The 13,364-nt window shown below is 46.1% G+C and carries 13 protein-coding genes; 9 read left to right on the forward strand and 4 right to left on the reverse strand.

All coding sequences use genetic code 11. The features are described from left to right. The first annotated feature begins 20 nt into the window (after nucleotides 1–20). Both IS446_RS06610 and dnaG read left to right on the forward strand, forming a co-directional pair. Entirely contained in the window at nucleotides 21–1,109 is a 1,089-nt protein-coding gene (locus tag IS446_RS06610) for a hypothetical protein (protein ID WP_203059221.1), read from the forward strand. 77 nt (nucleotides 1,110–1,186) lie between these two features. Beyond that, the gene (gene dnaG, locus IS446_RS06615; RefSeq protein ID WP_203059222.1) at nucleotides 1,187–3,145 is read left to right on the forward strand and encodes a DNA primase; all 1,959 of its coding nucleotides are present in this window, start codon (nucleotides 1,187–1,189) and stop codon (nucleotides 3,143–3,145) included. Here dnaG and IS446_RS06620 read toward each other — a convergent pair. Both IS446_RS06620 and nadE read right to left on the reverse strand, forming a co-directional pair. Next, a complete protein-coding gene (locus IS446_RS06620; protein ID WP_203059223.1) occupies nucleotides 3,142–3,771 on the reverse strand; it encodes a response regulator in 630 nt (209 codons plus the stop codon). The two genes, dnaG and IS446_RS06620, sit on opposite strands and share 4 nt — an antisense overlap. A 153-nt stretch (nucleotides 3,772–3,924) precedes the next feature. Next, a complete protein-coding gene (gene nadE, locus IS446_RS06625) occupies nucleotides 3,925–4,713 on the reverse strand; it encodes an NAD(+) synthase (RefSeq protein WP_203059224.1) in 789 nt (262 codons plus the stop codon). A gap of 135 nt (nucleotides 4,714–4,848) precedes the next feature. On the opposite strand from nadE, the gene gldB reads away from it, so the two are divergent. Together gldB and gldC are read left to right on the forward strand one after the other, a co-directional pair. Next, nucleotides 4,849–5,808, forward strand: coding sequence for a gliding motility lipoprotein GldB (gldB, locus tag IS446_RS06630; protein WP_203059225.1), 960 nt, complete (start codon nucleotides 4,849–4,851; stop codon nucleotides 5,806–5,808). Then, nucleotides 5,808–6,146, forward strand: a complete 339-nt coding sequence (gene gldC / locus IS446_RS06635; RefSeq protein ID WP_203059226.1) for a gliding motility protein GldC — start codon at nucleotides 5,808–5,810, stop codon at nucleotides 6,144–6,146. The genes gldB and gldC overlap by 1 nt, the downstream gene beginning before the upstream one ends. 358 nt (nucleotides 6,147–6,504) lie before the next feature. Here the strand turns inward: gldC and yihA are convergent, their stop codons facing one another. Further along, nucleotides 6,505–7,119, reverse strand: coding sequence for a ribosome biogenesis GTP-binding protein YihA/YsxC (gene yihA / locus IS446_RS06640; RefSeq protein ID WP_203059227.1), 615 nt, complete (start codon nucleotides 7,117–7,119; stop codon nucleotides 6,505–6,507). Nucleotides 7,120–7,122: 3 nt separating this feature from the next. Next, the gene (locus tag IS446_RS06645) at nucleotides 7,123–7,887 is read right to left on the reverse strand and encodes an alpha/beta fold hydrolase (protein ID WP_203059228.1); all 765 of its coding nucleotides are present in this window, start codon (nucleotides 7,885–7,887) and stop codon (nucleotides 7,123–7,125) included. A gap of 292 nt (nucleotides 7,888–8,179) precedes the next feature. Here IS446_RS06645 and IS446_RS06650 point away from each other — a divergent pair, with 292 nt between their 5' ends. Genes IS446_RS06650 through IS446_RS06670 form a run of 5 tightly spaced genes read left to right on the forward strand, consistent with a single transcriptional unit; the run spans nucleotide 8,180 to nucleotide 13,329 of the window. After that, entirely contained in the window at nucleotides 8,180–8,647 is a 468-nt protein-coding gene (locus IS446_RS06650; protein ID WP_203059229.1) for a division/cell wall cluster transcriptional repressor MraZ, read from the forward strand. Beyond that, entirely contained in the window at nucleotides 8,640–9,539 is a 900-nt protein-coding gene (gene rsmH, locus IS446_RS06655) for a 16S rRNA (cytosine(1402)-N(4))-methyltransferase RsmH (RefSeq protein WP_203059230.1), read from the forward strand. The genes IS446_RS06650 and rsmH overlap by 8 nt, the downstream gene beginning before the upstream one ends. 3 nt (nucleotides 9,540–9,542) lie before the next feature. Further along, nucleotides 9,543–9,860: an FtsL-like putative cell division protein gene (locus IS446_RS06660; RefSeq protein ID WP_203059231.1), complete on the forward strand. Its 318-nt coding sequence runs from the start codon at nucleotides 9,543–9,545 to the stop codon at nucleotides 9,858–9,860. A 5-nt stretch (nucleotides 9,861–9,865) separates the two neighbouring features. Beyond that, complete coding sequence (locus IS446_RS06665) at nucleotides 9,866–11,869, forward strand: penicillin-binding protein (RefSeq protein ID WP_203059232.1); 2,004 nt, start codon at nucleotides 9,866–9,868, stop codon at nucleotides 11,867–11,869. Next, nucleotides 11,866–13,329: a UDP-N-acetylmuramoyl-L-alanyl-D-glutamate--2,6-diaminopimelate ligase gene (locus tag IS446_RS06670; protein ID WP_203059233.1), complete on the forward strand. Its 1,464-nt coding sequence runs from the start codon at nucleotides 11,866–11,868 to the stop codon at nucleotides 13,327–13,329. Before IS446_RS06665 ends, IS446_RS06670 begins: the two co-directional genes overlap by 4 nt. The last annotated feature ends 35 nt before the right edge of the window (nucleotides 13,330–13,364 follow it).

A 13,364-nucleotide genomic window follows, 5' to 3' on the forward strand; every position in this document is an offset into this window, starting at 1 on the left:
AATCAATAATTTTTTAGATCATGTTTAAATCAACCATCATTGCCCTCTTCGGGGCCATGCTTCTCACGGCCTTGCCGCTACAGGCTCAGGAGGGAAAATCAGAAATGACGCCTGCCGTTAAGGCCCGGCTGGAGCGTCTGGAAAAGGTAAAAGCAGAAATGCTTGAAGAAGAACGCGCCCTGCTGAAGCAAAAGTTAGAAGAGATAGACAAAGAGCTCTCCGATGGGCTGATCACAGCAGAGCAGGCAAAACAAAAAAAGGAGGCCGCTGCCCTGGTCACTGCCCGCAACATTGAGAATCGTACAGCCATTATCGAAAATAAAATGGAGCTCGTTAAAAGAGGCGAGTTCGTAACCATCTCCGATGAGCCCGAAGAGGTAGTGTACCGCAAAAGGGAGGGAAAAGACCGGGACGAGTGGTTTTATTTTGGCGACTTTGATTGCTTTTCATGTCACGAAGGTTGGTCGGTGAGCAGACGAACCAAAGGAAATCTCGTGATCGCAGCCGGGTTTAGTAATGCCCTGGTCGATGGAGGCTCTCTGGATGATAGTCCGTATAAAATTGGCGGTAGTCGCTTCTTTGAAATAGGGTGGCAATTTAAAACCAGGGTCTTTGAAGACACCAACTGGCTGCGTTTGGTCTATGGGATCAACTTTCAATTCAACGGATTTAAGCCGGAAGACGATCGTTATTTTGTTCGCGATGGCGACCTGACCCTGCTGGAGCCCTTTGATGGTGATCTTAAGAAATCCAAGCTCCGAATGGATAACCTCGTAATACCTGTGTATTTTGAGATGGGGCCTTCAAGGCGTATCGAGAGTAATAATAGCGTTCGTTTTAGTACGCATAGAAAATTCCGGGTCGGACTCGGGGGTTATGCGGGGTTAAACTATACCACACGGCACAAGCTAAAATACAAGATCGATGGCGAACGTACCAAGGAGAAGATCAAGAACAGCTACAACACCTCTAATACCGTATACGGTCTCGCAGGGTATGTGGGGTTTGGCGATCTCACCCTGTATGCACGCTACGGATTAAATACGATCTTTAAGGATCCTAACCCCGATCAGCATGAGGTTGCATTCGGGCTGCGTTGGGAGCTCTGATCACTAAATAGAATTTGTTTATTTTTGATTCCCGCTTCACGGCGGGAATCCTTATTTTTAATCCAAAGTCTTATCCATTGATCAAAAAAGAGACCATAGACAAGGTGTTCGATGCCGCCCGCTTAGAGGAGGTGATCGGCGATTTTGTGCAGCTCAAGCGCTCAGGTTCGAACTATAAAGGGCTCAGTCCCTTTACCGATGAGCGCACCCCCAGTTTTATGGTTTCTCCCGTAAAGCAGATCTGGAAAGACTTTAGTAGTGGGAAAGGCGGTAATGTGGTGGCATTCTTAATGGAGCACGAACATTTTAATTACCCTGAAGCCATAAAATATCTCGCTAAAAAATACGGTATCGAGATCGAGGAGACCGAGCAAACCAATGAGCAGAAAGAAAAGGCCAGCGAACGCGAAAGTATGTACCTGGTCTCTGAGTTTGCGCGGCAGTATTTTGAAGATACCATGAACAATACAGAGCCCGGAAAGGCTATTGGACTCAGCTATTTTAAGGAGCGCGGATTTAAAGATGAGACCCTTAGAAAGTTCCATTTAGGGTATTGCCTCGATGAGTGGGATGCCTTTACCAGGGCTGCTCTGGATAAGGGGTATCAACTCGAATTTCTCGAAAAGACCGGACTTACCATCGTAAAGGGAGAAGATCGGTTCTTTGATCGCTTTAAGGGGAGGGTGATGTTTCCTATTCACTCCATGAGTGGTCGGGTGCTCGGTTTCGGAGGAAGGATCCTGAAGAACGATAAAAAGGCAGCCAAATACCTCAATTCTCCCGAGAGTGATATCTACCATAAAAGTAAGGTGCTTTATGGACTGTATCAGGCAAAGCAAACCATAGCCAAGGAAGATAATTGTTACCTGGTAGAAGGATATACCGATGTGATCCAGTTTTATCAAAGTGGCATCACCAACGTGGTAGCTTCCAGCGGTACTGCACTTACCTCAGAGCAGATACGCCTGATAAGCCGTTTGACCAGGAATATTACCGTTCTTTTTGACGGGGATGCTGCCGGATTAAGGGCTTCCATGCGTGGTATCGATCTTATCCTGGAGCAAGGTATGAACGTGAAGGTGGTTACTTTCCCCGAGGGGGAAGATCCCGATAGCTTTGCTGCGTCAAATACGCCCGAGGAACTTCAGTATTTTCTCGAAACCCAGGCCAAGGATTTTATTCAGTTCAAGGCTTCTGTTCTGGTGAATGAAACACAGCATGACCCGGTTAAAAAAGCGGCTACGATCAGGGATATCATCAACAGTATTGGAAAGATCCCCGATCGCATACAACAGGAGGTCTATATACGAGAGTGTTCCCGTATTATGGATATCTCAGAAGAGGTCTTGTACAGTAGTCTTGCGCAACAGGACAGGAAAGATCTGGATGAGGCCAATAAGAAACATAAAAGGGAGCAAAAGGCCTTTGAAGTGGTTCGACCTGAACCCCAGGTGGAAAAGATCGATACGCAGCAGTTCCTGGAACGTAAGATCATTGAGCTTTTGTTATTGTACGGACTCGAAGAAGGCGATTTTCAGGATCTTTTTCTAAGGGAAGATGAAGACGGGGAGCTTGTGCTCGAGCCTGAGACCCAACAAGCAAAGGTGTTTGAAAAGATCTACCTGGATCTGCAACAGGATGAGGTAGAACTCTCTAATCCGATGTTCAGGGAGGTCTACGAGCGCCTTATTAGTCAGATGAATGCCGATGAGGCGTTCTCGGTAGATGGTTTTCTGAATAATTTAGACACGGCCATAGCCTCAGAATTGTCGTCCATGCTTATGGACGATGAAAAGTACAGTCTGCATAATTGGGAGAAGAATAACATCCTGGTAAAAGAAAAAAAAGCAGGAATGACCCAGCTGGTGAGTGAAACCATCCTTTCGCTACGGTGCCATCTTATCGATAAGCGGGTAGATCAGTTGCAGGATGATGTCTTAAAAGCAGAAGGTGGTACTCATGAAATTCTCGAAGAGATCATGAATTACCACCAACTAAAAAAGTTATTGTCTTATAAATTGAACCGCGTACTCTAGTAAAGCTCGAGTGCCTTAGCCTGCTGTAGCATATCTACCATATTGTCTACATTGAGCTTTCTCATTAGGCGGGCCTTGTAGGTGCTTACTGTTTTTTCGTTCAATCCCAGTTCTTCTGCTACGTGCTTATTGCGTTTTCCGGAGGCGAGAAGTTTAAGGACTTCGACCTCACGGGTAGAGAGTTTTCGGAAAAATCTTCTTGGTTTGTTCGTGCTTTCATCAAAGGCAAGGCGCTGTGCGAGTTCATTGGTAATAAACATGCCGCCTTCTGCAACTTTACTTATGGCATTCTTTAAGGTGCTAATGGTAGCGGTTTTTGAAACGTATCCCGAAGCTCCTGCCCTTAGTGTGGACAGCGCGTAAACATCTTCTGCCTGTGCGCTGAATATAAGCACTTTTACATCGCTATAGTCTTTCTTCATTTTTCGGAGTGCCGTGATCCCATTTACTTCCGGGATGTCCATTTCCAGGAGTACAACATCTGGCTTTTCCATTGCCAGAGCGTCAAACAATTCTGATGTGGTACTGACACTGGCGATAACATCAAACTCTTCAGTCCTTCCTAAGGCAGCATTCAGTCCCTCTCTCACAACGGGATGATTATCGGCCACTAATACTTTGATCATAATGCGTTTTTTTAATTAATTAAAAAGACAGCCAAAGTGACGCAAGCTCAATTATAAGATCTGTGAAGGGAAAATGGGGATGAATTATACGTAAAAATAACTAAAAAAAATACTACCACAAAATAGTTGAAAAAACTTTCTTTTATTCTGTAATTATTTCAGGTTCAACGGTATAGTGCATACCGGAATTGGCTCCATTTTATGCTTATTTGCCCTGTTGAGGCGCTTGTAGATATCAAAAACTTCTTTTTTTCTACCGCTTAATTCATCAGAAGTAGTGCCTTTTTCATCTTCAGCCATCGCCCATTCCAGTTCAGGGTAGGAGGCTCCGATCTGGTCTTCATCGGTGCGGTCATCACCCCAAAGTCCGTCGGTGGGAGCTGCCTCCATGATGTCTTGATTGATCCCTAAATAGGCAGCTATTTCGTACACTTCGGTTTTTAGAAGGTCGGCTATCGGACTCAGATCGACTCCTCCGTCGCCGTACTTGGTGTAAAAGCCAACTCCGAAATCTTCCACTTTATTACCCGTTCCTGCCACCAGGAGTTTTTCAAGGGCAGCAAAATAATAGAGGGAGGTCATGCGCAGTCTTGCGCGTGTATTAGCAAGCGACATAAAGCGGTCTTCCTCTTTTTCGACCGCCGGTAGCGTGTCGATAAGAGCATCGAAAACCGGGGTCAGGTTTACCTGGGTCATTCGTACAAGGTCGTGGTGCTCCTGCAGCCAGGCAATGTGGTTGAGGGCACGGCTTACCTGGTTTGGAGCCTGGTGAATGGGCATTTCAAGGCAGAGAACTTCCATTCCCGTTCTGGCGCATAGGGCAGAGGTGACGGCCGAATCGATCCCGCCGGAGATCCCGACCACAAATCCTTTCATTCCTGCGTTCTGCGCGTAGTTTTTAAGCCAGTTTACGATGTGATTGGTTACTGCTGCTGCATCCATAATGGGTGTTTGATTTTATTCGTCCCGGTTGGAGTCGGGATTTACGTTATTATTTTTAGTTTTGAACAATCTCACACAAAAATAAATCATTCTCCTGTCATTCAACGGGCAGGTTGTTAAGTAAAATACGAACAAATGAAGAAAATCCTGATCTTATTAATGGTGGTTGCCGGCTTTTATTCCTGTTCTCAAATGGATCAAAGGGAAAAAGAGATCGCAGCTATAGATGTCGATCTGGAGGTAAAACGATTTGATCTTGCTTTTGCTGCTGCCGGTCAGAATGACCTGCCGGTGCTCAAAGAGCAGTTCCCGTATCTTTTTCCGGCGCAGTTTGCCGATTCGGTGTGGTACAAGCGAATGGAAGATACCTTGCAGCAGGAGCTACTGATCGAGGTGAGTAATAAATTTTCGGGATTCGATTCGCAAACCAATACACTTGAAACCCTTTTTAAGCACGTTCATTATTATTTTCCTAACCTAACGATACCCGATGTGGTTACCGTAACCTCTGATGTGGATTATCGTAACCGGGTGATCTACGCAGACTCTCTTTTGCTTATTGGACTTGATAATTACCTGGGTGCAGATCACCGATTCTACGAAGGGATACAGCAATACATCAGGAAAAACCTGGAGCCTGAGCGTATTCCGGTGGATGTTGCAGAACAGGTGGCGCTTAGATTGGTTAGTGGTCCGGAAAACAGAAGCTTCCTGGCTAAGGTCATCTATTTTGGTAAGCTTCATTACCTTATGCAACAACTGTTGCCGGAAGCTTCCGGTGCTGCGGTCATGGGGTATACAGAAAATGAGTTTGCCTGGGTGCAAGCCAATGAGAGTGAGATCTGGAGGTATTTTATAGATCGTGATCTCTTATTTTCTACCGATAGTAAACTGGATCAGCGCTTTTTGAATCCCGCCCCCTTCTCCAAGTTCTACCTCGAACTGGACCACGATTCCCCGGGACGCGTTGGGAGGTATATAGGTTGGCAGATCGTAAGTGCCTATATGGAAAATAATGAAGTATCTTTGCAGCAAATGCTGGGAGAACCGGCTGAAAAGATATTTAATGATTCCCGTTTTAAACCTTTAAAATAATGGCAGTTAAGCATACTTCTGATATTAATATAACCGTAGGTCTTGATGAGAACAGGATTCCCGAAAAATTAAAATGGAGTGCTGAAGATGGCGGCGTAAGCAATGCCGATACCAAAGCGGTGCTCTTATCGGTCTGGGATAGCGCCCGTCAGGAAACCCTGAAGATCGATCTCTGGACCAAGGATATGCCTGTAGACGAAATGAAGAAGTTCTTTCATCAAACCCTGGTTTCTATGGCAAATACCTTTGAGCAAGCCACCCAGGACGAGAAAATGTCGGCTACGATGAGGGATTTTTGCGATTACTTTGCAGAAAAACTCGAACTCAAACAAGAGTAATAATACCCTTTTACAACTAAAGATAAGTTAAAATACTCCCGGAGTTCTGAGAGATTCCGGGGTATTATTCGCCATCTTTTATTTTAGGATTATGGGGTTTCCCCTGATGTCTAATACTTATAGCCTGCAGCGTACAGCTTACAGCCAACAGCTTAAAGCGTACAGTCTACAGCTTACAGCGTACATCTTACAGCCTGCAGCCAACAACCTATAGCTTACTGCGTACAGCCTATGGCTTGCAGCGTACAGCTTACAGCGTATAGCCTACCGCCTACAGCTTAAAGTGTACAGCATACAACCTACAGCACAATACCTACGGCTATAGCAATGTGTAACGTCTAAAGCGTGAAGTTTGGTTTTAGGGTGCCTGGCCACCGATCTCTTTGTTGATCGCGTCGATATACTCCAGAACATCTTCCCTTCCGAGGCCGCTGGATGAAGAGGTTACAAAATGATTCGGAGCCTGCTCCCAAACGCCTTCTTCCATTTTTTTTAGGTAGTCTTTTACGTTGCGTTCCAGGGCCGCGGGCTTGAGCTTGTCGCCCTTGGTAAAGATAATGGAGAAAGGGATCTGATGTTCTCCGAGCCACTCCATGAATTCCTGGTCGATTTTCTGAGGTTCGTGACGAACATCGATCAGTACAAAGGCAGAAACCAACTGTTCTCGCTTAGAGAAATAGTTGGTGATGAATTTCTGAAAGGTCTTCTTTGCAGTTTTTGATACCCTTGCATATCCGTATCCGGGAAGGTCTACCAGGAACCAGTTCTTATTGATCAGAAAGTGGTTGATGAGTTGGGTCTTCCCCGGTCTGCCGGAGGTCTTGGCTAGGCTCTTGCGCTCGGTAAGCATGTTGATGAGGGACGATTTGCCCACATTCGACCTCCCGATAAAGGCGTATTCCGGAAGACGGTCCTTAGGACATTTCCCGACATCGGTATTACTCATCACGAAAGAGGCCGATTTTATATGCATGATCTAAAAATTACGTGAGGTAAGCCACTCTTCGAGGATCCTGTTGAATTCGTCAGGATGTTCCATCATGGGGGCATGACCACACTGATCTATCCAGAACAGATTGGAATCCGGAAGCAATCGGTTGAATTCGTCGGCAACATTAGGAGGGGTTACCGTGTCGTTCTTACCCCAGATAATACAGGTAGGGGTATCCATCGCCGGAAGATCTTTAGCCATGTTATGTCTTATAGCACTTTTGGCTATGGCGAGTGTCTTGACCAATTTTGCGCGATCGTTAACCGTAGCGTAAACCTCATCTACGATCTCTTTCGTGGCGATCTTAGGGTCGTAAAATACGTCCTCACTCTTCTTTTTTATGTACTCGTAATCTCCGCGCTTAGGGTATCCGTCGCCCATGGCATTTTCATATAGTCCTGAGCTTCCGGTGATCACCAGTCCTTTTACCTTTTGTGGGTATAATTTGGTATGTAGCAGTCCGATGTGTCCGCCGAGGGAATTTCCCAGCAGGATCACCTGGTCCAGTGCTTTGTATTCTATGAATTCTTCAAGGAAATTGGCGAAACTTTTTACGGTGGTCTTCAGCAGTGACATGCTGTATATGGGTAGTTCCGGGATGAGTACCTTGTATCCCCTTTGTGAAAAATAATCGGTAACTCCACTAAAATTACTCAGACCTCCCATGAGTCCGTGCAAGACGATGATGGGTGTTCCCTGGCCAACTTCTATATAGGTAAACTTGCCTTCCTTCTTTAATTCGTATGCCATTAATGGTCGGTTACATGTTTTGATGGAAACAAATATAGGCATTTCAACGATATTTTAACGTTTTTGAAATACAGGTATTCATGGCTGCTCCATGTTGGTTTTTTTCGAGGGTTTTTGTGATGCGTTTACCTCGATTCCCACTTTTTCACACTCTTGTACCCCAGACTGTTGCTTGGTTTGCGAGGGATGTCGGGGTAATTTATCAACAATGTGGTAAAAAGTGTTCACTTGTGGTAAAAAGTGGTAAATATTTCTATATATTTGAAAAATAACACCGAATCCGTATTGTCGTATGTTCGAATTTACCGAAGAGTATGAGTGCAAGGCAGATAGCAAGGGGCGCGTTATGGTGCCTTCCTCGCTAAGGGCCAAACTTGCGCCTGTGCTTCACGAGGGTTTGGTGATCAAAAGGTCCATTTTTCAGCATTGTCTGGAGATCTATACCGTGGAGGAATGGAAGAAGGAAGCTGCGAAAGTGGGGAAGTTGAATCGGTTCGTAAAAAAGAATAATGACTTTATTCGTCAGTTTACGGCTGGTGTTCGCCTGGTTCAGGTAGACGGAAACGGACGCTTGTCCATTCCGCGTAATCTCATGGAATTTGCCGGGATTACCAAGGAGGTGGTGTTGAGTGAGACTATTGGTCGAATGGAGCTTTGGGATAAAGAGCGGTATTATAATGTGTTGGACGAAGGGGCCGATGGGTTCTCTGAGCTGGCAGAAGAGGTAATGGGGAATTTAAGTTTGGATCAGGATGAGTGAGTATCATAATCCCGTATTGTTAAAGGAGACCGTAGATGGTTTGGCAATTAAGCCCGATGGGGTTTATGTTGATGTGACCTTTGGCGGGGGTGGTCATTCAAAAGAGATCCTGAGCAGACTTGGGTCTCAGGGGCGTTTGATCGCCTTTGATCAGGATGAGGATGCTTTGGCTAATGCCCTGGATGATGATCGGTTTACGCTTATTCATGAGAACTTCAGGTTTATCAAACGCTTTTTACGATTTGAAGGCGTAAAGCAGGTGGATGGTGTGCTTGGTGATTTCGGGGTTTCTTCCCATCAGTTCGATGTGGCGGAGCGCGGATTTTCAACACGATTCGATGCAGGTTTGGATATGCGAATGAGTAAGAGGAGTGAGTTGTCGGCCTATCAGGTGGTTAATGAGTATAGTGAAGAAGACCTTCGAACTGTATTGCGCATGTATGGTGAAGTTAAAAATGCCGGTGCGGTTGCCCGGGCCATTGTTGCTCATAGGGAGAAGGGTGAGATAGAAACTACCGACGGGTTGAAGAAGGCGATGGGTAGATTGTTGCCTGCACATAAGGAGCAAAAGATCCTGGCGCCCATTTATCAGGCCATCCGGATCGAAGTAAATCAGGAGATCGAAGTGTTAAAGGAATTCCTGATGCAAATGCCGGAGGTGTTAAAGCCCGGGGGGAGGTTGAGTTTGATAAGTTATCACTCCCTGGAAGACCGGTTGGTGAAGAACTTTATAAGGAGTGGAAAATTTGAGGGCGAGCCGGAGAAGGATTTTTACGGAAATCTTCTTGTGCCGTTCAAAAAGGTTGGAGGGTTGATCAAGCCTTCGGCTGAAGAGATAGCAGAAAATAACCGGGCCAGAAGTGCTCGTCTGAGGATAGCAGAACGATTGTAGTTTATGAAGGGGAGACTTTTAGATGTCTTAAGAGGAAATTTTTTGATAAGTGGTGATGCGGGAAAGAACTGGAGGTTCATATTTTTTGTTTCACTGCTGGCGGGGATCATGATCACAAGTGCGCACCAGGCCGATCGCAAGGTGCATCAGCTGGCAGAGCTCAGTGATGAAGTGATGGAGTTGAAGAGTGAGTTCGTTGATGTTCGAACCCGGTTACAGCAGCGAAGGCTGGAATCGAATGTAAGGAGCAACGTAGAAAAGTATGGGTTGGTGCCGTCAGAGGCACCGCCGAAAAAAATAAAGGTAGTAAGCAGGGATTAATAAGCATGGCAATAACCGAAAAGAACATATCAAACCGATTGTATTTTGTGGCCGGCTGTATGTTTCTCTTTGCCATGGCTGTGGTGGTTAAACTTGTAACCATCCAGGTGGTCGAAGGGGATCATTACAAGAAAAAAGCAGAAGACAGTACGATCCGGAATTTCGTGATCGAGCCCAATCGTGGGAATCTCTATTCGGACGATGGGAGCCTTCTTGCAACATCGGTTACGCGCTACGATGTGAGATTCGATGCTGTAACGCCAAAACAAGAGGTTTTTGAAGCGCATGTAAAGGCGCTTTCCGATTCACTGTCGTTGGTTTTTGGTAAACCTTCTTCGTATTACCAGAACCTCATGCGTAAGGCAAGAGCTTCTAAGAATAGGTATTTACTCCTTGCCCGTGACCTGGGATATACCGATTATTTACGGGTTAGTAATTTCCCGATGTTGGATCTTGGTCCCTATAAGGGCGGACGCATCGTAGAGCAGGAGACGCAACGCGAGCACCCGCTCGGGGCTATTGCCGAGCGAAGTGTGGGGTGGGAGAAGTTCAATGCCGAAACGTCAAAATATTTCGGGGTAGGGCTGGAGCGCGCCTTTGGAGAATACCTGAGAGGGAAGCAGGGGAGAAGGTTGAAGCAAAAGATCGCCAAGGGGCAATGGAAGCCTATTACCGATTACAATGAGGTGGAGCCAGTTGATGGGTACGATGTTGTTTCTACGATCGATATCAATATCCAGGATGTTGCCCATCACGCCTTATTGACCCAGTTGGAAAAATACAATGCCGACCACGGTTGTGTGGTGGTCATGGAGGTCGAGACCGGAGAAGTGAAAGCGATCTCTAACCTCGGAAGAACAAAAAGCGGAACATATTACGAACGCCTCAATTATGCTATTGGAGAGTCACTCGAGCCGGGGTCTACCTTTAAGCTTATGTCTATGATGGCAGCCCTTGAAGACAAAGCGGTAGACACCAGCACGGTGATCGATACAGAGAATGGAGTGCTCCGATTCTACGGGAAGGCCGTAAGGGATTCCCGGAGGGGTGGATACGGAGAGATCACAGCCTCTAAGGTGTTTGAAGTTTCTTCGAATACCGGAGTGGTGAAGGTGATCGATGAGTTCTACGGAGATCAGCCGGAACGTTTCGTAAACAGAATATATAATATAGGCCTCAATAAGCCTCTCGGCTTGCCTATTGAGGGTGAAGCAAATCCGATAATACCCTATCCTAACGATAAAGACTGGAGTGGGATCTCTTTGCAGTGGATGGCTTACGGGTATGGGGTTGAGCTTACGCCATTACAGATCCTAAGCTTGTACAATGCCGTTGCTAATGATGGAGAAATGGTGAAGCCAAGACTCATTAAGGAGGTAAGGCAATGGGATCAGCCTGTAAAGATCATGGAGAAAGAGGTGCTCAATCCGTCGATCTGCTCAAAGGAAACTGTAAAGAAATTACAGTCCATGTTGAAGAATGTGGTGGAGAAAGAGCATGGAACGGGACACCGGCTCTATAGTCCGAACTTTTCCATGGCCGGAAAAACGGGTACTGCACAAAAGGATTACCGCGATAAGAGTAAACTTAATTATATCTCGTCTTTCGTGGGGTACTTTCCTGCCGAGGCGCCTAAATACTCTTGTATCGTTGTGATCCATGAGCCCGATAAGAGTGTTGGGTATTACGGTGCAGATGTATCGGGTCCTGTATTTAAAAGTATCGCTCATAAGATCTATACCAATTCACCGCTTATCGATACGGTCGATGAGTTGAATAAAGAAAATAAACCGGCTCTTAAAAGTTACGAGGCCTATTACGCCAAGGTGCGCGGTTCCCATCAGGCTATTCCCGATGTAAAAGGAATGAGTGGGATGGATGCTGTTTCGCTCCTTGAAAACCTTGGGTTGCAAGTAGAGGTCGAAGGTCAGGGAAGAGTTGTAAAGCAGATGCCTAAGAGCGGTGTGAAAATTGAAGATAATAAAAAGGTGGTGTTGAAGCTGTCATGAAGATATTAAAAGACATACTCTATAAGGTCAATATTGAAGCTGTAGTCGGAAGTACCGATATCCGCATCAACGAGGTCAATTTCGATTCGCGAAAGGTTGGGCTCGATGATGTTTTCGTTGCTATCGGCGGAGTGCAGGTCGATGGCCATGCTTATATTTCCAAGGCTTTAGACCAGGGAGCTTTGGCTGTGATCTGTGAGGTGATGCCGGAGCAATTGGTCAATGGGGTTACCTATGTGCAGGTGGCCGATACCAAGCTGGCGCTTGCAGTAATGGCTTCGAACTTCTACGATAATCCTTCAGCAAACCTACAGCTGGTCGGAGTGACCGGTACCAATGGAAAGACTACCGTGACTTCTCTTTTATATCAACTCTTTATCAAAGCGGGATACAAGGTAGGATTACTTTCTACAGTTAGGGTGATGGTGGGTGAGAAGGAATACCCTGCCACCCACACCACCCCTGATTCCATGAGCATCAACAAGTACCTGCACCTGATGAACCAGGAGGGTGTGGAGTTCTGCTTTATGGAGGTAAGCTCGCATGGTATCGATCAGGAGCGCACAGGCGGATTGACCTTTAAGGGGGGTATTTTTACCAACCTTAGTCATGACCACCTGGATTACCACAAGACTTTTGCTGCTTACCGCGATGTGAAGAAACGCTTTTTTGATGGTCTCCCGGCCGGAGCTTTTGCTTTGACCAATAACGACGACAAGAACGGAATGGTCATGCTTCAGAATACCCGGGCGCAAAAACATACCTATGCCGTGCGTTCTTACGCCGATTTCAGGGCGCAGGTGCTGGAGAACCAATTAAGCGGTCTAGTACTGAAAATCGACGATCACGAAGTGTGGAGCAGGCTCATTGGGAAGTTTAATGCGTACAATTTGCTTGCAGTGTACGGGGCAGCAACGCTTTTAGGGCTGGAGACTTTTGAGGTGCTTCGTATGTTGAGCGAACTGGAGAGTGTGGGTGGTAGATTTCAGCATTTTGTGTCTGCCGGAAAGATCACGGCCATCGTGGATTATGCGCATACTCCCGATGCATTAGAGAATGTGTTGAGCACCATTAACGCAGTGCGTACGGGTAATGAAGTGCTCATTACAGTTGTGGGGTGTGGAGGCGACAGGGATAAGACCAAGCGTCCGGTTATGGCCGATATCGCATCACGTATGAGCAATAAAGCCATCTTTACTTCTGATAATCCGAGAACAGAAGACCCACAAACCATTATTGGAGAGATGGAGCAAGGGGTGCAAGCCCAAAACTTTAAAAAGACCCTTTCTGTTGTTGATAGAAAGCAAGCCATAAAAACCGCATGTGCCATGGCCGAAAAAGGAGATATTATCCTGATCGCCGGAAAAGGGCATGAAACCTACCAGGAGGTGAATGGGGTGCGTACCGATTTTGACGACCTCAAGGTGGTAAAAGAACTGTTGAACCAATTAGATAAATAAGACCGGATCCTGAGTGTTATAGGATCTCAAAATAA

Source organism: Robertkochia sediminum (assembly GCF_016786255.1).
GTDB lineage: Bacteria > Bacteroidota > Bacteroidia > Flavobacteriales > Flavobacteriaceae > Robertkochia > Robertkochia sediminum.

Excerpts from the sequence above, each read along its gene's own strand:
- IS446_RS06645 (WP_203059228.1), bottom strand. The coding sequence starts at position 7,887 with ATGGCATACGAATTAAAGAAGGAAGGCAAGTTTACCTATATAGAAGTT.
- IS446_RS06650 (WP_203059229.1), top strand. The coding sequence starts at position 8,180 with ATGTTCGAATTTACCGAAGAGTATGAGTGCAAGGCAGATAGCAAGGGG.
- IS446_RS06665 (WP_203059232.1), top strand. The coding sequence starts at position 9,866 with ATGGCAATAACCGAAAAGAACATATCAAACCGATTGTATTTTGTGGCC.
- rsmH (WP_203059230.1), top strand. The coding sequence starts at position 8,640 with ATGAGTGAGTATCATAATCCCGTATTGTTAAAGGAGACCGTAGATGGT.
- yihA (WP_203059227.1), bottom strand. The coding sequence starts at position 7,119 with ATGCATATAAAATCGGCCTCTTTCGTGATGAGTAATACCGATGTCGGG.
- gldB (WP_203059225.1), top strand. The coding sequence starts at position 4,849 with ATGAAGAAAATCCTGATCTTATTAATGGTGGTTGCCGGCTTTTATTCC.
- nadE (WP_203059224.1), bottom strand. The coding sequence starts at position 4,713 with ATGGATGCAGCAGCAGTAACCAATCACATCGTAAACTGGCTTAAAAAC.
- IS446_RS06610 (WP_203059221.1), top strand. The coding sequence starts at position 21 with ATGTTTAAATCAACCATCATTGCCCTCTTCGGGGCCATGCTTCTCACG.
- IS446_RS06660 (WP_203059231.1), top strand. The coding sequence starts at position 9,543 with ATGAAGGGGAGACTTTTAGATGTCTTAAGAGGAAATTTTTTGATAAGT.
- gldC (WP_203059226.1), top strand. The coding sequence starts at position 5,808 with ATGGCAGTTAAGCATACTTCTGATATTAATATAACCGTAGGTCTTGAT.
- IS446_RS06620 (WP_203059223.1), bottom strand. The coding sequence starts at position 3,771 with ATGATCAAAGTATTAGTGGCCGATAATCATCCCGTTGTGAGAGAGGGA.
- IS446_RS06670 (WP_203059233.1), top strand. The coding sequence starts at position 11,866 with ATGAAGATATTAAAAGACATACTCTATAAGGTCAATATTGAAGCTGTA.